Origin of the sequence: Flavobacterium sp., from assembly GCF_040402895.1 — a bacterium.
In the GTDB taxonomy this organism is placed as follows: domain Bacteria; phylum Bacteroidota; class Bacteroidia; order Flavobacteriales; family Flavobacteriaceae; genus Flavobacterium.
Genome location: NZ_JBBALR010000001.1, coordinates 233,577 through 258,337, shown reverse-complemented (window position 1 = coordinate 258,337; position 24,761 = coordinate 233,577). Strand labels below are relative to the sequence as shown.

24 protein-coding genes are annotated in these 24,761 nt (G+C 30.6%); 16 read left to right on the top strand and 8 right to left on the bottom strand.

The window, feature by feature from the left end; all coding sequences use genetic code 11:
• The first annotated feature begins 12 nt into the window (after positions 1-12).
• From glmS to ABWP60_RS01215, 16 genes are all read left to right on the top strand, one after another.
• On the top strand, positions 13-1,860 hold the full coding sequence (gene glmS, locus ABWP60_RS01290; RefSeq protein WP_353147380.1) for a glutamine--fructose-6-phosphate transaminase (isomerizing): 1,848 nt from the start codon (positions 13-15) through the stop codon (positions 1,858-1,860).
• Between the two features lie 149 nt (positions 1,861-2,009).
• Positions 2,010-3,521: a F0F1 ATP synthase subunit beta gene (gene atpD / locus ABWP60_RS01285; protein WP_091310452.1), complete on the top strand. Its 1,512-nt coding sequence runs from the start codon at positions 2,010-2,012 to the stop codon at positions 3,519-3,521.
• A gap of 43 nt (positions 3,522-3,564) precedes the next feature.
• Complete coding sequence (locus ABWP60_RS01280; RefSeq protein WP_353147377.1) at positions 3,565-3,846, top strand: F0F1 ATP synthase subunit delta/epsilon; 282 nt, start codon at positions 3,565-3,567, stop codon at positions 3,844-3,846.
• Between the two features lie 67 nt (positions 3,847-3,913).
• Entirely contained in the window at positions 3,914-5,065 is a 1,152-nt protein-coding gene (locus ABWP60_RS01275) for an aminotransferase class I/II-fold pyridoxal phosphate-dependent enzyme (protein ID WP_353147374.1), read from the top strand.
• 2 nt (positions 5,066-5,067) lie between these two features.
• On the top strand, positions 5,068-5,472 hold the full coding sequence (locus ABWP60_RS01270) for a putative signal transducing protein (protein ID WP_353147372.1): 405 nt from the start codon (positions 5,068-5,070) through the stop codon (positions 5,470-5,472).
• A 143-nt stretch (positions 5,473-5,615) separates the two neighbouring features.
• Positions 5,616-6,236, top strand: a complete 621-nt coding sequence (gene bioD, locus ABWP60_RS01265) for a dethiobiotin synthase (RefSeq protein WP_353147369.1) — start codon at positions 5,616-5,618, stop codon at positions 6,234-6,236.
• A gap of 587 nt (positions 6,237-6,823) precedes the next feature.
• Positions 6,824-7,138 (top strand): hypothetical protein, encoded by a 315-nt coding sequence (locus ABWP60_RS01260; RefSeq protein ID WP_353147366.1) that lies wholly within the window; start codon positions 6,824-6,826, stop codon positions 7,136-7,138.
• A gap of 21 nt (positions 7,139-7,159) precedes the next feature.
• Positions 7,160-7,507, top strand: a complete 348-nt coding sequence (locus tag ABWP60_RS01255) for a hypothetical protein (RefSeq protein WP_353147364.1) — start codon at positions 7,160-7,162, stop codon at positions 7,505-7,507.
• 53 nt (positions 7,508-7,560) lie between these two features.
• Entirely contained in the window at positions 7,561-8,310 is a 750-nt protein-coding gene (locus ABWP60_RS01250) for a GLPGLI family protein (protein WP_353147361.1), read from the top strand.
• A gap of 354 nt (positions 8,311-8,664) precedes the next feature.
• Positions 8,665-9,324, top strand: a complete 660-nt coding sequence (locus ABWP60_RS01245) for a hypothetical protein (RefSeq protein WP_353147358.1) — start codon at positions 8,665-8,667, stop codon at positions 9,322-9,324.
• Between the two features lie 10 nt (positions 9,325-9,334).
• Positions 9,335-9,592, top strand: a complete 258-nt coding sequence (locus ABWP60_RS01240; protein ID WP_353147355.1) for a hypothetical protein — start codon at positions 9,335-9,337, stop codon at positions 9,590-9,592.
• Between the two features lie 139 nt (positions 9,593-9,731).
• Positions 9,732-10,448 carry a GLPGLI family protein gene (locus ABWP60_RS01235; protein WP_353147353.1) on the top strand — a complete coding sequence of 239 codons (717 nt, stop codon included), beginning with the start codon at positions 9,732-9,734 and terminating at the stop codon, positions 10,446-10,448.
• Between the two features lie 105 nt (positions 10,449-10,553).
• A complete protein-coding gene (locus tag ABWP60_RS01230; RefSeq protein WP_353147350.1) occupies positions 10,554-11,279 on the top strand; it encodes a GLPGLI family protein in 726 nt (241 codons plus the stop codon).
• An 11-nt stretch (positions 11,280-11,290) separates the two neighbouring features.
• A complete protein-coding gene (locus ABWP60_RS01225) occupies positions 11,291-13,960 on the top strand; it encodes a carboxypeptidase-like regulatory domain-containing protein (RefSeq protein ID WP_353147347.1) in 2,670 nt (889 codons plus the stop codon).
• A 151-nt stretch (positions 13,961-14,111) separates the two neighbouring features.
• A complete protein-coding gene (gene bioA / locus ABWP60_RS01220) occupies positions 14,112-15,389 on the top strand; it encodes an adenosylmethionine--8-amino-7-oxononanoate transaminase (protein WP_353147344.1) in 1,278 nt (425 codons plus the stop codon).
• Positions 15,383-16,534, top strand: coding sequence for a beta-ketoacyl synthase N-terminal-like domain-containing protein (locus ABWP60_RS01215; RefSeq protein WP_353147342.1), 1,152 nt, complete (start codon positions 15,383-15,385; stop codon positions 16,532-16,534). Before bioA ends, ABWP60_RS01215 begins: the two co-directional genes overlap by 7 nt.
• Before the next feature lie 37 nt (positions 16,535-16,571).
• Here the strand turns inward: ABWP60_RS01215 and ABWP60_RS01210 are convergent, their stop codons facing one another.
• The 8 genes from ABWP60_RS01210 to ABWP60_RS01175 are packed head-to-tail and all read right to left on the bottom strand — an operon-like array spanning position 16,572 to position 24,717.
• Complete coding sequence (locus ABWP60_RS01210; RefSeq protein ID WP_353147339.1) at positions 16,572-17,939, bottom strand: NADH-quinone oxidoreductase subunit N; 1,368 nt, start codon at positions 17,937-17,939, stop codon at positions 16,572-16,574.
• 13 nt (positions 17,940-17,952) lie between these two features.
• Positions 17,953-19,383, bottom strand: a complete 1,431-nt coding sequence (locus tag ABWP60_RS01205; protein WP_353147337.1) for a complex I subunit 4 family protein — start codon at positions 19,381-19,383, stop codon at positions 17,953-17,955.
• A complete protein-coding gene (gene nuoL, locus ABWP60_RS01200) occupies positions 19,383-21,281 on the bottom strand; it encodes an NADH-quinone oxidoreductase subunit L (protein ID WP_353147334.1) in 1,899 nt (632 codons plus the stop codon). Before nuoL ends, ABWP60_RS01205 begins: the two co-directional genes overlap by 1 nt.
• A gap of 6 nt (positions 21,282-21,287) precedes the next feature.
• Positions 21,288-21,608 (bottom strand): NADH-quinone oxidoreductase subunit NuoK, encoded by a 321-nt coding sequence (nuoK, locus tag ABWP60_RS01195; protein ID WP_291241457.1) that lies wholly within the window; start codon positions 21,606-21,608, stop codon positions 21,288-21,290.
• Positions 21,608-22,111, bottom strand: coding sequence for an NADH-quinone oxidoreductase subunit J family protein (locus ABWP60_RS01190; protein WP_353147331.1), 504 nt, complete (start codon positions 22,109-22,111; stop codon positions 21,608-21,610). The genes nuoK and ABWP60_RS01190 overlap by 1 nt, the downstream gene beginning before the upstream one ends.
• A gap of 2 nt (positions 22,112-22,113) precedes the next feature.
• Positions 22,114-22,659 carry a NuoI/complex I 23 kDa subunit family protein gene (locus ABWP60_RS01185; RefSeq protein ID WP_353147328.1) on the bottom strand — a complete coding sequence of 182 codons (546 nt, stop codon included), beginning with the start codon at positions 22,657-22,659 and terminating at the stop codon, positions 22,114-22,116.
• 7 nt (positions 22,660-22,666) lie between these two features.
• A complete protein-coding gene (gene nuoH / locus ABWP60_RS01180; protein ID WP_353147325.1) occupies positions 22,667-23,698 on the bottom strand; it encodes an NADH-quinone oxidoreductase subunit NuoH in 1,032 nt (343 codons plus the stop codon).
• The gene (locus ABWP60_RS01175) at positions 23,698-24,717 is read right to left on the bottom strand and encodes an NADH-quinone oxidoreductase subunit G (protein WP_353147323.1); all 1,020 of its coding nucleotides are present in this window, start codon (positions 24,715-24,717) and stop codon (positions 23,698-23,700) included. The genes nuoH and ABWP60_RS01175 overlap by 1 nt, the downstream gene beginning before the upstream one ends.
• Positions 24,718-24,761 lie beyond the last annotated feature (44 nt).

The following is a 24,761-nucleotide window of genomic DNA, read 5'->3' as shown; positions in this document are numbered from 1 at the left end:
ACCCTAAAACATATGTGTGGAATCGTAGGTTATATTGGTCATAGAGAAGCATATCCAATAATTATTAAAGGATTAAAAAGATTAGAATATCGTGGTTACGATAGTGCTGGTTTAGTTTTATATGACGGAAAAAATTTAAAGATTTGTAAAACGAAAGGTAAAGTTTCTGTTTTAGAAGAAAAAATTGAAAAAGAAATAACTACTGACGGACATATAGGTTTTGGTCATACACGTTGGGCCACTCACGGGGTGCCTAATGATGTAAATTCGCATCCTCATTTTTCTAATTCTGGAAAATTAGCCATCGTGCACAATGGAATTATTGAAAATTATGAACCGTTAAAAAAAGAATTAATCAAAAGAGGTTATGTTTTTCATTCTGATACCGATACGGAAGTTTTAATTAATTTAATTGAAGACGTTCAGAAAACAGATAATTTAAAATTAGGAAAAGCAGTACAAGTCGCTTTAAATCAAGTGGTTGGTGCCTATGCAATTGTAGTATTTGACTTAAATAAGCCAGATGAATTAGTTTGTGCACGTTTAGGTTCTCCTTTAGCAATTGGTATTGGTGAAGACGAATATTTTGTAGCCTCAGATGCTTCGCCTTTTATTGAGTTTACTTCAAATGCTATTTATTTAGAAGATGAGGAAATGGCTATTATTCGTTTGCATAAACCAATGAAAGTTCGAAAAATTAAAGATGACTCTTTAGTAGATCCTTATGTTCAAGAATTGCAAATGAATTTAGAACAAATTGAAAAAGGGGGTTATGAACATTTCATGTTAAAAGAAATTTACGAGCAACCAAATGTAATAAAAGACACGTATAGAGGAAGATTGTTGGCCAACAAAGGCATCATTCAAATGTCGGGCGTAGAAGATAATTTAGAAAAATTTACTAATGCCAAACGTATTTTAATTATTGCATGCGGTACATCCTGGCATGCAGGTTTGGTAGCCGAATATATCATTGAGGAATTCGCAAGAATACCTGTTGAGGTAGAATATGCATCAGAATTTAGATACAGAAACCCGATTATTAATAAAGACGATGTGGTAATTGCTATTTCTCAATCAGGAGAAACGGCTGATACCTTAGCAGCTATAAAATTAGCTAAAGAAAATGGAGCATTTGTTTTTGGGGTGTGTAACGTTGTAGGTTCTTCTATTTCTAGAGAAACCGACGCGGGAGCATACACCCACGCAGGTCCAGAAATTGGTGTGGCTTCTACAAAAGCATTTACAACTCAAATTACAATTCTTACTCTTTTGGCTTTGCGTTTAGCTAAAGCTAAGGGGACTATGAATCATTCTGATTACCAACGTTATTTGTTAGAATTAGAAATGATTCCAAATAAGGTTAAAGAAGCGTTGCAAACAAATGATGTGGCTTTAGAAATTGCTAAAATTTATAAAGATGTACCCAATGCTTTATATTTAGGAAGAGGGTTTAACTTTCCCGTAGCATTAGAAGGTGCTTTGAAATTAAAGGAAATATCTTATATTCACGCCGAAGGGTATCCGGCTGCAGAAATGAAGCACGGACCAATCGCGTTAATTGACGAACAAATGCCAGTTATAGTTATTGCGCCAAATAAAGGGCATTACGACAAAGTGGTAAGTAACATTCAAGAAATAAAATCAAGAAGTGGAAAGATTATTGCTGTTGTAACTAAAGGCGACACGCAAGTAAAAGCTTTAGCAGATCACGTAATTGAAATTCCAGAAACTTCTGAGGCACTAACGCCATTACTTACCACAATACCATTGCAATTATTATCTTATCACATTGCAGTATTGAGAGGTTGTAATGTAGATCAGCCAAGAAATTTAGCAAAATCGGTAACTGTAGAATAAATAAAAAAGCGAAATAATCAGTATTTCGCTTTTTTTTGAAAAAAGTCAAAAAATATATTGCATAATTGCATCTAAAAAAACTATCTTTGCACTCTGAAAAAAGTATGTTTTTTTCAATTATAAATAGCTATTAAATAAATACATAAGCAATGTCTAAAGTTACAGGAAAAGTTGCACAAATTATTGGACCAGTTGTAGACGTAGTGTTTGACACTACTAACGGAGAACTTCCAAAAATTTATGATTCGTTAGAAATTACTAAAAAAGACGGTACTAAATTGGTTTTAGAGGTACAATCTCACATTGGAGAAAATACGGTACGTACTATTTCAATGGACTCTTCTGATGGTTTATCAAGAGGTACTGAAGTGGTTGGAACAGGAAACCCAATCAAAATGCCAATTGGACCAGACGTTTATGGTCGTTTATTCAACGTAATTGGTGATGCTATTGATGGTTTAGGAGAATTACCTAAAGACGGAGATAACGGAATGTCTATTCACCGTGCGGCACCAAGATTTGAAGATTTAGCTACTTCTTCTGAAGTTTTATTTACAGGTATTAAAGTAATCGACTTAATTGAGCCTTATGCAAAAGGAGGTAAAATTGGTTTATTCGGTGGCGCTGGTGTAGGTAAAACAGTATTAATTCAGGAGTTAATTAATAATATTGCAAAAGGTCACGGTGGACTTTCCGTATTCGCAGGAGTAGGAGAAAGAACGCGTGAAGGAAATGACTTACTTCGCGAGATGTTAGAGTCTGGAATTATAAAATATGGTGATGAATTTATGCACTCTATGGAAAATGGAGGATGGGATTTGTCTAAAGTAGATATGCCAGGAATGAGAGAGTCTAAAGCTACTTTCGTTTTCGGACAAATGAATGAGCCACCTGGTGCTCGTGCTCGTGTAGCTTTATCAGGATTATCTATTGCGGAATATTTCCGTGATGGAGCTGGAACTGGACAAGGTAAAGACGTACTTTTCTTCGTAGATAACATTTTCCGTTTTACTCAAGCGGGTTCTGAAGTATCTGCACTTTTAGGACGTATGCCTTCTGCAGTAGGTTACCAACCAACTTTGGCAACAGAGATGGGGGTAATGCAAGAGCGTATTACTTCAACAAAAACTGGTTCTATTACATCGGTTCAAGCGGTTTACGTACCTGCGGATGATTTAACGGACCCGGCACCAGCAACCACATTTGCTCACTTAGATGCCACAACCGTATTATCTCGTAAAATTGCCGAGTTAGGTATATATCCAGCGGTAGATCCATTAGATTCTACTTCTCGTATCTTAACGCCAGATGTTTTAGGTGATGAGCACTACGATTGTGCACAAAGAGTAAAAGAAATTTTACAGCGTTACAAACAATTACAAGATATTATTGCGATTTTAGGTATGGAAGAATTATCTGAAGAAGATAAATTAGTCGTATCTCGTGCGCGTAAAGTACAACGTTTCTTATCTCAACCTTTCCACGTAGCGGAACAGTTTACAGGGATTCCAGGTGTTTTAGTAGATATTAAAGATACTATCAAAGGATTTAATATGATTATGGACGGTGAATTAGATCGTTTACCAGAATCAGCATTTAACCTTAAAGGAAGTATCCAAGAAGCTATTGAAGCAGGAGAAAAAATGTTAGCAGAAGCATAATATTCGCTTAAAGCATAATGCTTAAAGCTTAAAGCCTAAAAATATGATTTTAGAAATAGTATCACCAGAAGCCACTTTATTTTCAGGAGAAGTAACCTCCGTTTCTGTTCCAGGAATTAATGGCGAGTTTCAAATGTTAAACAATCACGCGGCTGTAGTTTCCATTTTACAAAAAGGAAATGTAAAAATCAGTGCATCTAGTTTTAATATTGATAAATCCAATGAATCAAAATTTACAAAAGTAAATGAACAAACCTATTGGTTAGCGATTCAATCTGGTACTATAGAGATGAATAACAATAAAGTAATTGTTTTAGCAGACTAATTCAGTTTTTATTAAAATAACAATCCCGATAAGTGTTTTCTTATCGGGATTTTTTTATTTTTACATTATGAAAATTCCAAAGGCACTTCAGCAAAAAATACTTTTTCGTAAAGAATCCAATGCTTTGCGTAACTTGCCTATTGCTACAAATGGAATCGATTTTTCATCCAACGATTATTTGGGTTTTGCTAAAAATGAAGAAATATTCGAATCCACACACCAATATTTAGTGGAGAATAAAATTAAAGTAAATGGAGCAACAGGTTCCCGATTAATTTCTGGGAATCATAGTTTGTATGCTGTAACTGAAAAATATATTGCGACTTTTCATCAAGCTGAAGCAGCTTTAATTTTTAATTCAGGGTATGATGCTAATGTTGGTTTTTTTAGCGCCGTGCCGCAAAGAAATGATGTTATTTTATATGATGAGTTGTGTCATGCCTCCATACGTGATGGCATACAAATGAGTCACGCCAAATCGTATAAATTTCAACACAACGATTACGAAGATTTAGAGGCAAAAATTTCCAAAATTAAAACTACAAATTCCGAATTCCAAACCATTTACATCGTTACAGAATCCGTTTTTTCTATGGATGGCGACACACCAAATATGGAAACGTTAGTGCAACTTTCAGAAAAATATAAGGCGCTTTTAGTAGTGGATGAAGCACACGCATTGGGCGTGTTTGGAGAAAAAGGTGAAGGGGTAATTCAATCTCAACAACTTCAAAGTAAAGTATTTGCCAGAATTATGACGTTTGGAAAAGGTTTGGGTTGTCACGGTGCTGCTGTTATAGGAAATGCTGATTTAAAGGAATATTTAGTCAATTTTGCAAGAAGTTTTATTTATACAACCGGACTTTCGCCTCATTCGGTAGCGACAATTTTAATAGCCTATCAAAATTTAAATAAGTCGGTTGAACTTCAAAAATTAAAAGAGAACATTACTTTTTTCAATAATCAAAAACAACTTTTAGGAATAAAACCCTTGTTTGTTTACAGTAAATCGGCCATTCATTCAGCCATTATTCCTGGAAATAATAAAGTAAAAAAAATTGCTTCTCAATTGCAAGAAAAAGGCTTTGAAGTGAAAGCTATTTTGTCGCCAACCGTTCCAGAAGGTCAAGAAAGATTGCGATTTTGTTTACATTCTTATACTACAGAACAAGAAATGATAAGTATATTGGATGAATTGAGCGCACTAATTCTTTATTAAATATGAGAAATTCATTAATTGAAATTGCTAATTATCAATTCTCCTCTGAAGCGTATTTATTTAAAGGAAAATTAGAATCAGAAGGCATTGAAGTGTTTTTACAAAATGAAAACACAATTAATACCGATCCATTATTGAGTACTGCTTTAGGAGGTGTGAAATTATTTGTAAATTCAGAAGATGTTATACAATCAAAACAAATTTTAGATGCAATTCCAGAGTATTCTCTTAACGATAAAGGGGAATTATTAACTTGTCCAAATTGTGGTTCTCAAAAAATAAATATGACAACCACTATAAAAGATATCAAATCGTTTTTAGCCTTTATTTATGGTTTGCTAACTTTATCTATGCCATTATTTTCGAAACAAAAATATAAGTGCGAAAGCTGTAACTTTGAATTTTAGTTTTGGTTTTGGGTACACAGATTTCATTGATAAAACAGATTTTATAAATGCTATAAAAAATACAACGTAATAATTATTTGAAATCAGTTTAATCCGTCAAATCTGTGTACCAAATTTTTTAAATATAAAACACAACTCAAAAAATGAAACTATTTATAACGGGAATCGGAACAGATGTAGGCAAAACAATTGCTTCATCAATACTTGTAGAAGCCTTAGAAGCAGATTATTGGAAACCCATACAAGCGGGCGATTTAGATAATTCAGATACACATAAAGTAGAAAAATATGTATCGAATACAACTACAACTTTTCATAAAAATGCTTACGCGTTGCGAACACCCGCAAGTCCACATTATGCTGCTGAAATAGATGGAATTACAATAGATGTAAAGAAAATTATTGAACCAACAATTACCAATCATATAGTAATTGAAGGCGCTGGCGGAATTTTAGTACCTATAAATAGTACAGATTGTGTTATCGACCTCATTCAGCCAGATTATAAAGTTATTGTAGTTACTCGTCATTATTTGGGGAGTATCAATCATACCTTAATGACTATTGAAATTCTAAAATCAAGAAAGTTAAATGTAGCAGGAATTATTTTTTCTGGTGATGAAAATAAAGCTACAGAAAGCATCATTTTAGAAAAAACAAATGTTCCTATGATTGGAAGAATGGATAACGAACCGTATTTCGATCAAAATGTAATTAAATATTACGCCGATTTGTTTCGTGAAAATCTTCAAAAAATAGAATAGAATATCTTATAACTTTTTTGATTTTCACTCCTAATAGTTAAATTTAGCATTTAGTTTTTTGATTAAATAAAAATCCTCAATTAAACAAAAAATTAATGACTTTTTTAATATTTAATGTCAATTTTCGTTGTTTTAATTATTTAATTGCTTTTTTAATTTGAATTGTTTGAGATTTATTTGTGTTTATAGTACATAAACTCAGTAAATCATTATATTTTTCACATAGTAAAAATAATGTTAATAATCAATATGTGATGTTTATTTTTAATACACAAGTTGATTTATAATAATATAAATTTGATTTTGATAAATTATATCTTTCTTTTTTTTCATTTATGTGCACGTAAATTTTAAAAAGAAGTTGAGATAGTTTTTTATCCAAGTTAACAATTACTAATGTTCGTGTAAAATTTCAACGTTCAGCCAACGTATAGGCATTTATAGATAAGAAATACACCTAACAAAAGAAAATGATTAACATGCAGCAGGCAGAAATCCATAGTGGAAAACAACAGCTGAAAATCTTTGACTGCCTCAAATAGAGCCAGAAGCTCTTGCAAAGATTCAAGCACAATATTTTAAATAGTATGAAAAAATTAATTTTTTCTTTAGCATTTATGCTAATCGGTTCGTTTGCTTTTGCAAATAATTCTAATTCTTTTAACAACCAAATTTCTAATGAAATTTCAAAATTAGAAAACTTAAATTTGGTTAATTATGTTTTTAACATTTCAAGTTTTGAAACTGTTAAAATTGGAGAAAATTTGCTAGAATGTCATGTTAAAATAAGAGGAACAATTAATGGACAACCAGTAAATATTGATGTAACTTTTACAAGCGATTCAGGTAGTTGCATAAAAGACACTGTTAAATTATTAAAAGATTTAGCTGCTGAAATGTAATATTAACCAAAAATTTGAAAAATGAAAAAAATATTTTTTATTGCTTTTCTAGTTTTCTTTTGTTTTCAATCTTACGCAAATAACGGATTACAAGGAAATAATGAGATTAACATCACTTCATTTAAAAACTTATCTGTAAATCAAAATAAAGATTTAAAAATGATAAGTGAATTAAAATTTGATAAAGTAGAAAATCATTCTATTGTAATATCAAAAAATAAGAACGAAGATGTATATAATTGTGAAATAACAATTAAAGGTAAATTTGAAGGTAATCAAGTTGATGTTGTTGTAACTATCTATGACGTTTCTTGGGCTGGTTGTCAAACATTAAGAGCAGCTGTCAAAATTCTTCTAGCTACAATTTAATGTTTTTTAGAGGCTTCTTTCGAAGAAGCCTCTTTACTTAAAAAATAATAAATATGAAAAAAATAATACTAGTATGTGTTTTTATAGCATTTGCAAAATTTTGTTATAGCCAAAGTAATAAACAAATTATTGCTACATATGATTTCATTAACAAAAATGAAAACAAAATCGAGATTGTTAATCTGTATATAGAAAATACAAAGGCATATTCTGAATTTTTAAAATTAAAATCGTCTAAAGACACCTTATATGCGGATGAATTTGAAGATATTCATTTTAATAAAGAGTCAAGTGATAGTATTGGTAAACAATATTTTTTGACAAATAAAAATATTGTTTTTAGAGACCATATATATACTGATAATAATTTTGTGCCTGTTATAGTAAATGAAAATATGCCTAATTATGATTGGAAATTAGAATCTGATAAAATAAAAATAAGTAACTATTTATGCAATAAAGCTAAGTTAGAATTTAGAGGTAGAAATTATAACTTTTGGTATACTACTGAAATTCCTACACAATTTGGTCCATGGAAATTTTTTGGGCTTCCTGGTTTGATTGTGAAAATTGAAAGTGAAGATAATAGTATACAATTTCAATTAGTTAAACTTGAATATTCTGATAAAAAAAATATTTCAAAACCACATTTAGGGAAACAAATTACGTTTAAAGAATATGTTGCATTTCAAGAAAAAATAACAGATGATTTTATTGAAAAATTAAAAACTAAATTGCCACGAGGAGCATCTATTAAAGTAAATAAAGTTGACCCCACAAGTATAGAAAAAAATTATGAATAGAACATTTTTTTGTATTTTTCTTTTTCTGCCAATTCAGTTTTAGGATAAAATTTTATAAATCGTATTATTCAAGATTACATCAAACGTACTGCGATTTCTGTAAGCCCTTTATTAAAAGATAACTCAGGTAATATTGTAGTCAAAAAAAACTTAGTTGCAAGAGATCAAAAATTATCGTTCGTGTAAAATTTCAACGTTCAGCCAACGTATAGGCATTTATAGATCTAACAAAAGAAAATGATTAACATGCAGCAGGCAGAAATCCATAGTGGAAAACAACAGCTGAAAATCTTTGACTGCCTCAAATAGAGCCAGAAGCTCTTGCAAAGATTCAAGCACAATATTCTAAATAGTATGAAAAAATTAATTTGTAGCTTTTTGGTAATAATTATAACAGTAATTGTAATTTGGTCATGTCAAAATGAGGAAGTCAAATTTAATGAAAAAGAAAGATTAAATTATGAAAATGTAAATAATTTTGTAAAAAAACATGTAGTAATAAATAATAAAATAATCGCTATTTTTGAAAAAGAAACACAATTTAATAAAGATGTTTTCTATAAATCATTATCTGAAAATTGCTCAAATGAAAATGAATTTAAAATAATTTTGCAAAAAGCTGGATTTATTAAATTTAATGAATTAAGTGACTTAATTTCACTTCAAGTTGAAAATAGTAAAAAATTCCAATCAAATAATGAAGTATTTTTTAAATTAAGTAAATCAGAACAAAATAAACTGTTGTCTAAATATATAGACGAAGCTTTAAATGACAACTTGATAGTGTCAAATGTTAAATTTAAAAATGAGAATGTTATTAATTCTTCTTGTGCTAGTGAATATGCTAAGGACAAAGAACGCTGTGACAGAGACTTAAACCTACATGGGACTTTTGCTATAATTGGATGTTTTTCAGGTCCTTGGACATGTGCATTAGGTTCTGTACTTGTTTTAGCCGAACATAAAAATTGCATGGCTGATGCCCGACAAGATTATTATGATTGTGTTAATTAATATGAAAAATATGAAAAATAAAGTTCAAATATATTCAATAATAATTTTATTATTATATTTCACTCCTAAGTTACTAAAATTAAAAGGATTTACAGAAAATATATGGTATGACATTATTTGCTTTATTGTAATTATTTCTTTAGCATTTTTTGAATCAAAATCCCTTTTAAAATTAGATAAACAAAATAATACTACTAAATTTAAGAAAAGATTATTATTAGTATTTGCGGCATTAATATTGTTGATTGTTGGTAAAATTTATTTATAAACTAAAACAATGGGGTTATAACAAAAAATAAAAAGGCTGTTTAAAATTTTCGGTTGATAATTTAATTATTAACCGAATTTAATATTTTATAAATCCTTTATTACTGTAAATAATTTTAAAATTAAATACCTAAATTAATATGAAATATATAATATTACTATCTTCCATATTTTCTTTATCTTTTGGTCAAAACACCCAAATGGGTAAAATTGAATATACAGAATATTTTGGTGATCACGAGAAAGTAAATTATTCAATGTCTTTTTCTGAAACCTTTTCAATTTATGAACAAAACACAATTAATGATGACGGAATTGAAATCATTAATGGTTTTAAAGAGCCACAAATAAAAAGAAAATATTATACTAATTTACAATCAAAAGAAATACTTTTCATTGAAGGGATTGCTTATTTAGAAATTTTAACAAGAGACACCATAAATATTGTTTGGGAATTACATGAAGAGCAAAAAAGAATAGGTGAATTTAATTGTCTTAAAGCAACGACCAATTTCAAAAAAAATAATTATATTGCTTGGTTTACTACCGAAATACCATTTTCTTTTGGGCCATGGAAATTCAATGGTTTGCCTGGAATAATATTAGAAATTTCAGACGAGACAAATTTTTATCAAATAATAGCAACAAAAATTAGATTAGAAAAAAGCCAATTTTCTTTGAGTGAAAAATTAGTAGAATTTATTAAACCAAAGCCGAAAACCATGGTAGAATACAATATTTTAAAAAAAAGAGAAGATGAAGATATCTATAATTTACTTATATCAAAGGCTGGAAGAGAAACATACTTAAAAATAACGACAGATTACACCGGGTTTTTAAGAGAACCTTTTGATTGAAATAGAGTTAAACTAAAAAAAATAATTTATTACAAATTAAAAAACATAAGTTTTCAACTCCTTTAAACATAATATTTTAAAAAAACCAACTAGAGCTAAATTAAGATGAAATTAAATTCCTTTATTTTTTTATTATTTCCAATCTTGGTTTTATCACAAAACAATTACCAAGTTAAATATAAAATGACGACGCTATTTGATGGTCTCAAAAATTACGACGCAAAACTAACCTTTTCCGAACAAAAATCTTGTTTTGAATATAAGCTTTTTGATAATGATACCACAACTACAGAACGAGAAGATGAAAATGGTCATAAAACAATTAATTTTCCAAACAAAAATCAACAAACAATATTTAGTAATTTTAAAGACAAAAAAATTACTGAATTAAAGTCATTGAAATCAGCATATTTAGTTGAAGATACTCTTTCGTATCCTCAATGGAATATCACTGACAAAATAAAGAACGTAAATAATTATCAGTGCCAAAAAGCAACTACTTTTTTTAAAGGTCGCGAGTATGAAGTATGGTATGCCATAGAGTATCCTACAATTTTTGGACCATGGAAACTAAACGGTTTGCCGGGTTTGATAATCCTTGCTCAAGATAAAAAAAGCGAAGTATTTTTTGAAGCCATTGAAATACAAAAAACAGACGAAAACACCTGTCAAATAGATAATTCTATTAAAAAAATTTCAAAAAATGATTTTGACGTTCTTATTAAAAATAGGCAAAAAGATTTGGAAGAAAGGCTAAAATCAATAGGCGACAGAAATTTAAAATTAGATGTAAAGTTTGGTAAAGCTGTGGATATTGAAATTTTAGAATAAAAATGATCTAAATGAAACAACAAATGCTAAAAAATAAATATTACATACTTTTATTAAGTTTCTCTTTTTCTTACGCACAGTCTTTAATTAAAGGTGAAGTAAAAGATTTAAATAATGAATCAATACGCTCTGCTAGTATTATTTTAAAAGATAATACCGGCAAGATTATTACCTATACCTATACCGATGAATTTGGAAAATATAAATTGAATACAGAAAAAACGGGGCAGTTTGTATTAACAGCATCTTCATTGGGTTTTGAACAAAAGAGCGTTGATGTAACTATTGAAAACAACAACGAAAATAAAACTTTAGATTATATTTTAACTCCAAAAGTTACAGAAATTAAAGAAATAATAATAGAATCAAAAAGACCATTTACAATAAAAAACGATAGTATTTTTTTTAATGCGGATTACTATAAGCAAGGCAACGAGCAAACTGTTGAAGATTTACTTAAAAAAATACCTGGGCTTAATATTGATGCAAACGGTACCATTAAAGTAGGTAATCAAGAAATTGAAAAAGTAATGATTGATGGCGATGATATGTTTGAAAAAGGGTATAAAATTTTAACCAAAAATATGCCGGTTCAGCCAATCGATCAAGTGCAACTCTTACAAAATTATTCCAATAATAAACATTTAAAAGGTATTGAGAACAGCAATAAAGTAGCATTAAATTTAACGTTAAAAGAAGATGCAAAACGGGTATGGTTTGGTAATATTAACGCAGGTTATGGTTTAGTTTCTGAAAACAGATATGAACTTAGAGGTAATTTAATGAACTTTGGTAAAAAAAATAAGTACTATTTTTTAACCAATCTTAACAATATCGGAGTGGATGCTACTGGCGATATTAACCACTTAATAAGACCTTATCGTTTTGATGAACCCGCAAGTATTGGCGATGATCAAACCGCAAATACGTTATTAGGTTTAGGTTTTGATACACCAAACTTAAAACAAAAAAGAGTGAATTTAAATAATGCCGAAATGCTTTCTTTAAATAGTATTTTTACATTATCTAATAAAGTAAAACTAAAAACACTTGGATTTTTAAACACGGATGAAGTTGATTTTTTTAGAAATAGCTTTCAATCTTTTTCTGTCGGCAATACAACGTTTACTAATACCGAAGATTTTGTAGGAAGAAAAACACAATTGATAGGTTTTGGTAAAGTGGATTTAACTTACGATATATCAAAAAATAAAACTTTTGAATATACTGGGAAATTTAACAAAACAAATGAAAAAAACAGAAGCGATTTATTGTTCAATAACGATTTGTTAAATGAGCGATTAAATGCAAACAACCAACTTATTGACCAAAAAATTGTTTATACTAACAAGTTTAAAGAAAAAAAAGTATTCTTGCTTTCTGGAAGATATATAAACGAAAAAACACCCCAAAATTATTCGGTTAATCAATTTATTTTCTCCGATTTATTTTCCGAAAACGCCAATAATACCAAACAATTTAGTGAAAATAAAATGCAATTTGCAGGCGTTGAAGCCCATTTATTAGACAAAATGAAAAACGGCGATTTATTAGAACTAAAAATGGGTAATCAATTACGAATAGATAATTTAAATACTCGTTTTCAATTACTAGATAATCAAACTAGTTTGTCCTCTCCAAATGGGTATCAAAATAACTTGATTTACACTACAAACGATTTATATTTATCGGCTAAATATCGTTTTAAATTAGGGAAATTCACTTTATTAACCCAGTCAGATGCGCATCAATTGATTAATCAATTAGAAAATTTTAATGTAAAATCCAATCAAAATCCATTTTTCATTATTCCAAAAATTGGTTTGGATTGGAAAATTAACGAGAAAAATAAAATTTTAACTTCCTATTCATTAAACACAATAAACGCAGGTGTTTTAGACGTATATTCTGGATTTGTGCAGACAGGTTTTCGTTCTTTTTCAAAAGGTTTAGAAGCGTTTAATCAGTTAAACTCATCAAGTGCTATACTTAATTATACATATGGAAGTTGGGGCGACAAGTTTTTTGCTAATACATTTATTTTCTATACCAAGAATAATGATTTTTTTAGCACTAATTCCAATATTACTCAAAACTATTCACAAGATAGAAAAATCATAATCAAAGACCGTGAATCATTAACTATTTCATCAAGTATAGATCGTTTTTTTAAACCTATTAAATCGAATTTGAAATTCAATTTAGGAACAACTATAACAAATTTTAAAAATATTGTAAATAACTCCGATCTTCGAGAAGTAAAAAATCTTAATGCCGATTATGGTTTTGAAATGCGTTCAGGTTTTAGAGGGTTTTTCAATTATCATATTGGCTCAAAATGGACATACAATCAAGTGGAAACTACTATAAAAAACAATTTTACAAATAATATGACGTTTTTAGATATGTCTTTTATGTTTAGTAACACATTTAATATCCAAATGCAATCAGAGCGTTACTATTTTGGTAACTTAGATAAAAGCAATAATCAATATTATTTCTTGGATATAGAAGCGCGTTATGCAGTAAAAGAAAATAAGCTTACTTTTTTCTTGTCAGGAAATAATCTTTTAAACGTTGAAACTTTTAGAAATTATAGTATTTCGGACATTAATATTTCACAAACTGAACACAGATTAATGCCAAGATATGTACTTTTGAAAATGGAATTAAGATTTTAAATAAAAAAGCAAAAAATACTACACCATATTATTCCAAGAAAATTTTTAAAAAATACAATAGAATAAATAAATTGCCTTTATCTTTGCACTATAATTTTAGAATTTACGAGCATCTTTTTTCTATGCACTATTTTCTATTTTCTTTTAAAAAATGACACTTTCAGAAAAAGATAGTTTATACAACTGGCATCCTTACACCCAACATAAAATAAATTCGCATTTTCCCGCTATAGTTAAAGGGAAAGACGAATTTTTGTGGGACGAAAACGGGAAACAATATATCGATGCTATCGCGTCTTGGTGGGTGAATCCTTTCGGGCATAGTAATACGTTTATTGCCGATGCCATTTATAAACAACTGACGACGTTAGAGCACGTTTTATTTGGTGGTTTCACGCATAATGTCGTAGTGGAATTAGCTGAAAAATTAGTTGAAATTTTACCTTCTAATCAAAGAAAGTTTTTTTATTCTGATAACGGTTCTACTGCTGTGGAAGTGGCTATTAAAGCTTCATTTCAATATCATTATAATAAAGGAATTAAAAAAAACACCATCATTGCTTTTGAAGACGCCTTTCATGGGGATACTTTCGGTGCTATGGCAGTAAGTGGCATTGGCTTGTTTACAGAAGCGTTTCAAGAGGCCTTAATTAATGTAGTTCGAATTCCAGTTCCTACAAAAGGCAATGAAGAAATTTCAAAAATAGCATTAGAAAAGGCAATTGCTGAAAATGAAGTCGCTGCTTTTATTTTCGAACCTTTGGTTCTAGGTGCTGCTGGAATGGTAATGTACGATGCTGCTGAATTAGACAACTTGCTTTCAGTTTGTAAGAAAAATAATGTTTTTGCTATTGCTGATGAAGTAATGACAGGTTTTGGAAAAACAGGAAAACTATTCGCTTGTGATTATTTGATCAACCAACCTGATATGATGTGTTTGAGTAAAGCCCTTACGGGTGGCACCATCCCAATGGCGATTACGACTTTTTCACAAGAAATTTTTGATGGTTTTGTTAGCGATAATATGAACCACGCTTTGTTTCACGGACATACATTTACCGCAAATCCAACAGGTTGCGCAGCGGCTTTAGCGAGTATTTCTTTAGTAGAACAACCAGATACTTTTAAAAATATCAATAAAATAAATACGTTACATCTTCAATTTGAAGAGCATATTTCTAAGCATCCTAAAGTAAAATCTACTCGTGTTTTAGGGGTCATTTTTGCTTTAGAAATTCAGGTTTCCGAAAAACAGTCGTATTATAGCAATTTACGCAATCAATTTTATAATTATTTTATTGAAAAAGGTATTATTTTACGACCAGTTGGCAATGTGATTTATATCTTACCTTCTTACATAATTTCTGAAGAAAGTTTACAACAAATTTATACAACTATCGAACAAGCTTTAAACGATATTTCATGTTAAAACAATCCGTTTATATACATTCAATTGCTTCCATTTCTGCATTAGGAATGACTTCTGCCGAAATTTGGAACAATTATTTGCATGAAAATTCGTTGTTTCAAAAGTTAGAAGCTACTAATAAAGAATATTGGGTTTCTAAATTTTCCGATAAAGAAATTACTTTTTTAAATACTATTATAAATTCAGATTCTAAATACAAACATTTGGATAAATCGGTAGTAATGGCGATTTTGGTTGCCAGAAAATGCGTTGAGAACAGTAATTTTTCGAATAAAAATATTGGAATAAATTTTGGCTCTTCTCGAGGCGCCACTACATTATTTGAAAAGTACCATACTGATTTTATTAATGAAGGATCGGTTTCTACGTTTACCTCTCCAGCTACAACTTTAGGCAATATTTCTAGTTGGGTATCGCACGATTTACAAACTAATGGCCCAGAAATTTCGCATTCTATAACCTGTTCCTCAGGTTTACATGCTTTGTTAAACGGTATTGCTTGGTTGCAATCGGGAATGGCTAATCAGTTTTTAGTAGGAGCAAGTGAAGCATCTTTAACACCTTTTACGTTAAGCCAAATGACGGCTTTAAAAGTATATTCTAACGATGAAACTACTTTAGCCAATAGGTGTTTGGATTTCGAAAAAACTTCAAATACTTTGGTTTTGGGTGAAGCGGCGGCTTGTTTATCGTTATCGCTTTCCGCAGAAAAAGCAATTGCCAAAATTACAGGAATTGGCTTTGCTACAGAAATTTTATCTAGCAGTACTTCTATTTCAACAGAGGCGGAATGTTTTCAGAAATCGATGAAAATGGCTATTGGAAGCTATACTGTTGATGATATAGATGCTATCGTAATGCACGCACCTGGAACTATTCAGGGTGATAAAACGGAATTTGAAGCCATAAAAAAAGTGTTTGGTAACCAATTACCGTTGTTAACTTCAAATAAGTGGAAAGTAGGGCATACGTTTGCTACATCTGGCTTATTAAGTGTAGAGTTAGCCATTTTGATGCTTCAAAATCAATATTTCATTGAAACGCCTTTTTATAAAAATCAAATCACTACAAAGAAATTAAGAAGCGTATTGGTAAATGCCGTTGGTTTTGGCGGAAATGCTGTTTCTGTTTTGATTGAATTGTAAAAAAAAGTCCAAATGTAAATTTGGACACTTTTATTTCTTATATTAAATTAAGTATCGAATCTGGGAATATTCCTATCAGTATTAATAATACGGTAGCTACTATTCCAACTATATAATATTCTGAATGGTTGGCGTATTCTTTAGCATATGTAGGTTCTTTTGTATACATAGCAATTACTACTTTAAAATAATAATATACCGCTATCATTGAATTAATAATCGCAACAATTGCCAATCCAATAAAGCCACTAGAAATTATTTGATTTAGCAAGAAAAACTTTGCAAAAAACCCTGCCAAAATTGGTATACCAGCCATTGACAATAAAGCTATCGTCATAATAAAAGCCATTAGTGGATGTTTTTTAGCCAATCCATTAAAGTTGTCTATGAAATCATTGTCTTCATTTTTAGTAACAAATAAAATTACTGAAAACGCTGCTAATCCAGCTATTGCATAGGAAGCGGCGTAAAATAATAAATTGTTTTCTGCGGCATTTATGTTTAATAAAGTTAAAAGCATAAATCCGGTATGAGAAACTCCTGAATATGCAATAACTCTTTTTATTTTTTTCTGACGTAGTGCCATAACATTACCAAATAACATAGTTGCAATTACAACTACAACTATTACTTGTGTATAACTGTAAAGCATTTGACTGTTTAATATCGTAATTAATTTAAAGAATGAAGCCATAGCAGCAACTTTAGCTAACGTACTCATTATTGCCGTTACTTGAGTTGGAGAACCCTCATACACATCTGGAGCCCAGAAATGCATTGGTGTAGCGGCTACTTTAAACAGCATTCCAATTGTAATTAAAATCACACCGATGTAAAACCAAAATTCAGTACTTGCAGAGATGGATGCTTCGTATAAGGTTCCGATATCAAAAGTACCTGTTGCACCGTATAACATCGTAATTCCAAATAATAAAATACCAGAAGCAAAAGAACCCATTAAAAAGTATTTCATACCAGCTTCATTACTTTTTATATTTAATCTATCACTTCCTGCTAATACATATAATCCAATTGATAACACTTCAATTCCTAAGAAAAACATAGCTAAATTGCTAAAACTTACCATAGCTACGGCACCAGAAAGCATGAATATTTTTATTGATATAAAATCTGATAATTTAGAACTTTTTGTGTAACTCGGCGCACTCATTAATATAAGCAAAGCCGTTAATAATATAAATAAACTTGAAAATACAGATGAATAAGGATCTGAAATTATCATAGATTCGTAACCCGAAATTTCAGGTAATTCTTCAATTAAGTTTACACCAAATAAGGCCATTAAAGCGATTATTGATACAGGAATAATAATCTTTTTTAGATTCATTATTTCTGCTAATAAACAAAATATTCCGATTCCTATTATAGCAATTAATGTAGTCATTTTATGATGATTATTATTTAATTTGAGTTAAAATTGATTGTAAACTTGGCGTAATTAAATCGATAATTGGTTGCGGAAATAATCCAAAGAAAATCGTTAAACCTACTATAATTACTAATACAATGCTTTCTTGTTTTGTTATTCTTTGAAATGATTTTGTTTCTGATCCTAACATAACTTTTTGAAACATTCGTAACATATAAAATGCGCCTAAAATAATTGTTGTACCTGCAACTACTGCGTACCATATATTTACTTTAAATAAACTGTAAAGTAAATTAAATTCGCCAATAAAATTAAAAGTAGTTGGTAACGCAACAGAGGCTAACATAATAATCATAAATAATGATGCAAAATACGTATCTTGAATTCTGATTCCGCCCATTTCTTTAATTTCGTAGGTGTTGTATCGACTATAAATTAATTCTACTACATAAAATAATCCAACAATTACAATTCCGTGAGAAAGCATTTGTAAAACCGCACCTTGGAATCCTTCAAAAGTTAGTGAATATAATCCCGCAGCAATCAAACCTACGTGTGATAAAGAGGAATACGCTAAAAATTTCTTGATATCTTTTTGCTTCAATGTTACAATTGCCCCATAAATAATTCCAATAATTGATAAGGTAACAATATAAGGGACATGTGCTTTTGCTACTTCATCTGTTAAGGGCAATTGCCATCTTAGCACGCTGTATAATCCCATTTTCAACATAATTCCAGACAATAACATCGTACCAACTGCTGGCGCTTTGCTATACGTATTTGCTTGCCAAGTATGGAAAGGAACAATTGGAATTTTAATAGCATACGCTAAAAAGAAAGCAACGAAAATATATGTTTTTTCAGATGTTGTTAGTTGCAACGCATATAGTTTATTGATGTCAAAACTACCCCCTTTTGTATACAAGTAGATGAATGCTAAAAGCATAAATAAAGAACCTGCAAACGTATATATAAAGAATTTTAAAATGGCTTTTTTACGTTCTTCTAAATCACCGTTACCCCAATTTAAGGCGATAAAATATATAGGAATTAATGCAATTTCCCAAAAGATGTAATATAAAATTCCATCAGATGCTAAAAATGTTCCTGCCATTGCAAATCCCATAAATAGCATTAAAGCATAAATTGATCTTGAATTTTCAAATTTTGTGATAAATCCAGATAAAATAATTAAGGGTAACAAACCAGTGGTTAATAATAACATTGCCAAAGATAAACCATCAACGTGTAAGGAGAAGTTTATGTTTAGTTGTGAAATCCATGGCATATTTACATCTAAATTTTCACCAGCTTGGTATGCATTTAAATTTAATAATGTAACACCAAAAGCAGCTACACTTGAAATTAAAGCTATTTTAGGGGCAAACTTGTTTCCTGAAAAATAGGTGGCTAATGCGCCAACTAACAATACAATTAAAACGATACTACTATCCATTATTTTACATCTCGAATTATAAATACATAAACTAAAAACCCAACCATTCCGAATATGAATGCAAATAAATACACTCCAATATTACCATTTTGAATTTTCTTCCCTTTTATTGATAATGCATAAGTAGCACCACCTATACCAATAACTGCTGTTGAAATAAATTTCTCTACATAATTTTTCGCAAAATTTGAAATCACGTAGATTGGTTTTACAATCGAGGCCATATAAATTTCGTCTAAATAATATTTATTTGATAAAACTTTATGTAAACCTTGAACTTCTTCATCAGCGACTGGAATTTCTTTTTTCTTTAAATATTTAGAATAGGCAATTGCAATTCCTAATAAGGCGCCAAGTGTTGCCACCGCCATTAATGTATATTCGGTAGTTCCTAAAGTATGTGCTTCGTGTGATTTGTGTGCAAATAATGGTGCTAAATAATGATTTAACCAACTGTTACCTGGTAAACTAATAGCTCCACCAATGGCTGCCAGTGTTGCTAAAATCACTAATGGAATAGTTATTAAAGCTGGACTTTCGTGTAAATGATGTTTTTGTTCTTCAGTGCCTCTAAAGTCATTAAAGAAAGTTAAGTACATCAAACGGAACATATAGAAAGCTGTCATAATAGAGGCAATCGAACCAATAACCCATAAAGGAATATTTGTATGAAAAGCCGTCATTAAAATTTCGTCTTTAGACCAGAAACCAGAGAAAGGAAATATACCTGAAATTGCTAAAGTAGAAATCATCATGGTCCAAAAAGTAATAGGCATCACTTTTCTTAAACCACCCATATTTCTCATGTCTTGTTCTCCGTGTAACGCGTGAATTACAGAACCTGAACCTAAGAACAAACAAGCTTTAAAGAATGCGTGCGTAATTACGTGAAAAACGGCTACTTCATAAGCGCCTAAACCTAATGCTAAAAACATTAAACCTAATTGCGAAACGGTAGAATAAGCTAATACTTTTTTAATATCGTTTTGTACCAAACCAATTGATGCAGCAACAATTGCGGTGATAGCACCAACAATAGCAATTATATTTTGAATTTCTGGTGTTAAATCAAATAAGAAATTCATTCTAGTAATCATAAAAATACCTGCCGTTACCATCGTTGCTGCGTGAATTAATGCAGAAACTGGTGTTGGTCCGGCCATTGCGTCTGGCAACCAAGTCGCTAAAGGTAATTGTGCTGATTTTCCACAAGCTCCAATAAATAAACATAAAGCAGCTAAACTTAATAAAGGTAAATCAATAGTCTTTAAGAATACTTCTGAATTTATTCCTTTTGCTATTTCTGAAAATTCTAAACTGTTAAAAATATATCCTAAAATGAAAATTCCAATTAAGAAACCTAAATCTCCAATACGGTTCATAATAAATGCTTTTTTCGCTGCATCATTATAATCTTGGTTTTTATACCAAAATCCGATTAGTAAGTACGAACATAAACCTACGCCTTCCCAACCAATAAACATGATTAGTAAGTTACTTCCAGCTACTAAAGCAATCATGAAGAATACAAACAAATTTAAATAAGAGAAAAATTTGTGCATATTGTCATCTTCATGCATGTAGCTGATAGAATACAGATGAATTAATGCTCCAATTCCTGTTACAAACAACAACCATAACACAGATAATTGATCGAATAAGAAAGAAAAATTTATTTTAAAGTTTCCAATTGAAAACCAATCTGCCAAATGAAAAGTAAATGATTTCCCATTAGCATTAATTTGAGAGAATAAACAAATCGCGCATAAAAGAGACACAACAATTGCAGTTGTTCCTAGTACACCAGAAATTGTTTTTCCTAATGAATTACCGAAAAATGTATTGATTAAAAAACCAACTAACGGCGCAAATAATAAGAGTAATATAGTAGTATTCATTTAGAATTATCCTTTTAGATTTTTTAAATTATCGATGTCAATATTTCCAATATTTCTAAATACCGAAACAAGAATTGCCAATCCAACAGCAACTTCAGCTGCAGCTACTGCCATAGTAAAAAATACAAAAACTTGCCCTGATGGATCTTCATGATACGAAGAAAAAGCAACTAAAAGTAAGTTGACAGCATTTAACATAATTTCAATTGACATAAACATGATTATGGCATTTCTTCTGTATAGAAGTCCAAACGCACCAATACAAAACAGCAAAGCTGAAAGTGTAATGTAGTTTCCAATACCAACGTGTTCTAATATGTTCATAATTAAATTTTTTCTTCTTTTTTAGAAATTAAAACGGCACCAATCATAGATACAAGCAATAAAACAGATGCAAATTCAAAAGGCACTTGGTATTCGTTTAATAATACATTACCTAAAACTTTAATAGATTGATAATCTATACCTGTATTTACATATTCTATATTTTCTGGTTGTGCTTTACGAAGGGCTGCAATTAAAACCAATCCTAAAATTCCAGCTGAAAAAACGGCTGCAAGTTTTGCATATAGTGGTTTTGATGACTCGTCTTCTTTATCTAAATTCATGAGCATTAAAGTAAATAACAATAATACCATAATAGCACCTGCATATACAATAATATGTACGATAGCCAAAAATTGCGCATTAAAAAGTAAGTAATGTCCTGCTAATGAAAAAAAGCATATTACTAAATAAATAGCACTATGAATGGCATTTTTGCTGAAAACAGTTAAAAAGGCAGTTCCTAATGTTATGGCTGATAATATATAAAAAACTATTTCTATCATAATTAATTTACGGTATTAGTTTGCGTGTTTTTAATTGCCATATCTAAAGGCATCACCAGTTTATCTTTTCCGTAGATAAAATCTTCTCTTTCGTAGCCAGAATTTACAATTTTTTTAGATTTTGTTAAGTAAATGGCTTCTTTAGGACATGCTTCTTCACATAAACCACAGAAAATACAACGCAACATATTTATTTCATAAATTTCCGCGTATTTTTCTTCTCTATACAAATGTTTTTCATCTGCATTTCTTTCTGCAGCTTTCATAGTAATGGCTTCAGCAGGACAGGATAAGGCACATAATCCGCAAGCGGTACATCTTTCTCTGCCTTGGTCGTCGCGCATTAGCATATGTTGTAAACGAGCAACTGGACTCATTTCGCGAACTTCTTCAGGATATTTTATGGTTACTTTTCTTCTAAACAAATGTTTAAGAGTAGTCCATAATCCTTTCAGAATAGTCCAAACGTAAATTCGTTCTAAGAATGTCATTTCCTTATTGGAAACTTCCATTTTTCTTCCTGATAATGATATTTGTTGTACTGACATTTTCTTACTAATTAAATAAAACCATTACAATTCCTGTAATAATAATATTAATAACCGCTAATGGTATTAATATTTTCCAACCCAAATGCATCAATTGATCGTAACGGAAACGTGGAATAGTCCATCTTACCCACATGTAGAAAAAGATGAAGAAACATATTTTTGCAAATAAGGTTAAAAATCCTAATAAGGCACCAATATTTATGCCCCAGTTTTCATTTACCCAAGCCATTCCTGGAAAGTGGTAACCTCCTAAGAAGACAACAGATAAAATTGTTGAAGAAATAAACATATTTGCATATTCAGCAAATAAATAGAAACCCATTTTCATGGATGAATATTCCGTATGATAACCTCCAATTAATTCTGACTCACATTCTGCTAAATCGAAAGGTGTTCTATTGGTTTCCGCAAAGGAACAGATTAAGAAAATTAAGAAAGCTAATGGTTGATAGAAGATGTTCCATCCTTCATTGGCTTGCATAACGGTAATATCTTTTAATGATAAAGAACCCGACATCATTAAAATGGAAATCATGGCTAATCCCATCGCCACTTCATAAGAAATCATTTGCGAAGAGGCACGTACGGCAGACATTAATGAGTATTTGTTGTTTGATGCCCAAGCACCAATCATAATTCCGTATACTCCAATTGATAATACACCAAAAACATACAAAATGGATACATCAATATCTGTAGCTTGAAGCAAAACATCTCTTCCGAAAACGTGGATTTTATCACCCCAAGGAATTACAGCACTTGTAATTAATGCCGTACTCATAGCAATAGCTGGACCTAAAATAAATAAAAATCTATTTGGTGTATTTGGGAAAAATTCTTCTTTGGTAAATAATTTGGCTCCATCGGCAAGTGGCTGCAATAAACCACCCCAACCTGCACGGTTTGGTCCTACACGGTCTTGTAAAAAAGCGGCAACTTTACGTTCTGCCCAAGTGGAATACATGGCCATTAGCATAGTTAATGCAAAAACAACAAATATGATGACACTTTTTTCTATGATAAATGCACTATCCATTATAATTGAGTATTTTTTAATGGAACACCTGACATACTAATCCTTACTTGGTCTTGTTTTCTACCTTTTAAAATAAAATCTTCAGTTTCAATAATCACTTTTTCCAAAGTACGTGTATAATTGTTTTGGTTGATAACAGAATCTTTTGCAAATTTTTTCGGACCTTCAATTGTCCAATCTGATACTTCTTTTTTATCAAAACGACAGGTATTACAAATAAATTCTTCTACTTCACCATATTGGTCTTTTCTACCTGTAACCCTTTGAATTTCGTTTCCGAACATCCAAACCGTAGTTTTTCCACAACAAGTGGTACACTCTCTGTGTGCATTGAAAGGCTTGTTAAACCAAACTCTACTTTTAAAACGGAACGTTTTATCTGTTAAAGCGCCAACAGGACAAACATCAATCATGTTTCCAGAAAATTCATTATCAATCGCAGCAGAAACACAAGTTGAAATTTGTGCATGATCTCCACGATTTAAAACACCATGAACTCTATTATCTGTTAATTGGTCAGCTAATGTGGTGCATCGTTGGCATAAAATACAACGGTTCATGTGTAATTGAATTTTATCTCCAATGTTTTCTGGTTCAAAAGTTCTTTTTTCTTCTATGAAACGCGTTTCTGATTTTCCGTGTTCGAAACTTAAATTTTGTAATTCACATTCTCCGGCTTGGTCACAAACAGGGCAATCCAAAGGGTGATTAATTAATAAAAATTCAGTTACAGATTTTCTTGCTTCTGTTACTCTATCTGAATTTTTACTATTCACTTCCATACCATCCATACATCCTGTAACACATGATGCCATTAATTTTGGCATAGGTCTTGGATCCGCTTCACTACCTTTAGCCACTTCGACTAAACAGCAACGACATTTTCCACCGCTTCCTTTTAATTTAGAATAATAACACATGGCTGGCGGCACTAAATCGCCACCAATCATACGTGCAGCTTGCAGGATAGTTGTTCCTGGTTCTACTTCAACGCTTTGTCCGTCTATGGTTACTTTCATGTTATAAATGTTTGATTCTTAATAGAATCATTTTTTAATTTTTT

Bases quoted from the DNA above. Each gene is read 5' to 3' on its own strand.
- glmS (WP_353147380.1), top strand. From the start codon at position 13: ATGTGTGGAATCGTAGGTTATATTGGTCATAGAGAAGCATATCCAATA.
- atpD (WP_091310452.1), top strand. From the start codon at position 2,010: ATGTCTAAAGTTACAGGAAAAGTTGCACAAATTATTGGACCAGTTGTA.
- ABWP60_RS01280 (WP_353147377.1), top strand. From the start codon at position 3,565: ATGATTTTAGAAATAGTATCACCAGAAGCCACTTTATTTTCAGGAGAA.
- ABWP60_RS01275 (WP_353147374.1), top strand. From the start codon at position 3,914: ATGAAAATTCCAAAGGCACTTCAGCAAAAAATACTTTTTCGTAAAGAA.
- ABWP60_RS01270 (WP_353147372.1), top strand. From the start codon at position 5,068: ATGAGAAATTCATTAATTGAAATTGCTAATTATCAATTCTCCTCTGAA.
- bioD (WP_353147369.1), top strand. From the start codon at position 5,616: ATGAAACTATTTATAACGGGAATCGGAACAGATGTAGGCAAAACAATT.
- ABWP60_RS01260 (WP_353147366.1), top strand. From the start codon at position 6,824: ATGAAAAAATTAATTTTTTCTTTAGCATTTATGCTAATCGGTTCGTTT.
- ABWP60_RS01255 (WP_353147364.1), top strand. From the start codon at position 7,160: ATGAAAAAAATATTTTTTATTGCTTTTCTAGTTTTCTTTTGTTTTCAA.
- ABWP60_RS01250 (WP_353147361.1), top strand. From the start codon at position 7,561: ATGAAAAAAATAATACTAGTATGTGTTTTTATAGCATTTGCAAAATTT.
- ABWP60_RS01245 (WP_353147358.1), top strand. From the start codon at position 8,665: ATGAAAAAATTAATTTGTAGCTTTTTGGTAATAATTATAACAGTAATT.
- ABWP60_RS01240 (WP_353147355.1), top strand. From the start codon at position 9,335: ATGAAAAATAAAGTTCAAATATATTCAATAATAATTTTATTATTATAT.
- ABWP60_RS01235 (WP_353147353.1), top strand. From the start codon at position 9,732: ATGAAATATATAATATTACTATCTTCCATATTTTCTTTATCTTTTGGT.
- ABWP60_RS01230 (WP_353147350.1), top strand. From the start codon at position 10,554: ATGAAATTAAATTCCTTTATTTTTTTATTATTTCCAATCTTGGTTTTA.
- ABWP60_RS01225 (WP_353147347.1), top strand. From the start codon at position 11,291: ATGAAACAACAAATGCTAAAAAATAAATATTACATACTTTTATTAAGT.
- bioA (WP_353147344.1), top strand. From the start codon at position 14,112: ATGACACTTTCAGAAAAAGATAGTTTATACAACTGGCATCCTTACACC.
- ABWP60_RS01215 (WP_353147342.1), top strand. From the start codon at position 15,383: ATGTTAAAACAATCCGTTTATATACATTCAATTGCTTCCATTTCTGCA.
- ABWP60_RS01210 (WP_353147339.1), bottom strand. From the start codon at position 17,939: ATGACTACATTAATTGCTATAATAGGAATCGGAATATTTTGTTTATTA.
- ABWP60_RS01205 (WP_353147337.1), bottom strand. From the start codon at position 19,383: ATGGATAGTAGTATCGTTTTAATTGTATTGTTAGTTGGCGCATTAGCC.
- nuoL (WP_353147334.1), bottom strand. From the start codon at position 21,281: ATGAATACTACTATATTACTCTTATTATTTGCGCCGTTAGTTGGTTTT.
- ABWP60_RS01190 (WP_353147331.1), bottom strand. From the start codon at position 22,111: ATGATAGAAATAGTTTTTTATATATTATCAGCCATAACATTAGGAACT.
- ABWP60_RS01185 (WP_353147328.1), bottom strand. From the start codon at position 22,659: ATGTCAGTACAACAAATATCATTATCAGGAAGAAAAATGGAAGTTTCC.
- nuoH (WP_353147325.1), bottom strand. From the start codon at position 23,698: ATGGATAGTGCATTTATCATAGAAAAAAGTGTCATCATATTTGTTGTT.
- ABWP60_RS01175 (WP_353147323.1), bottom strand. From the start codon at position 24,717: ATGAAAGTAACCATAGACGGACAAAGCGTTGAAGTAGAACCAGGAACA.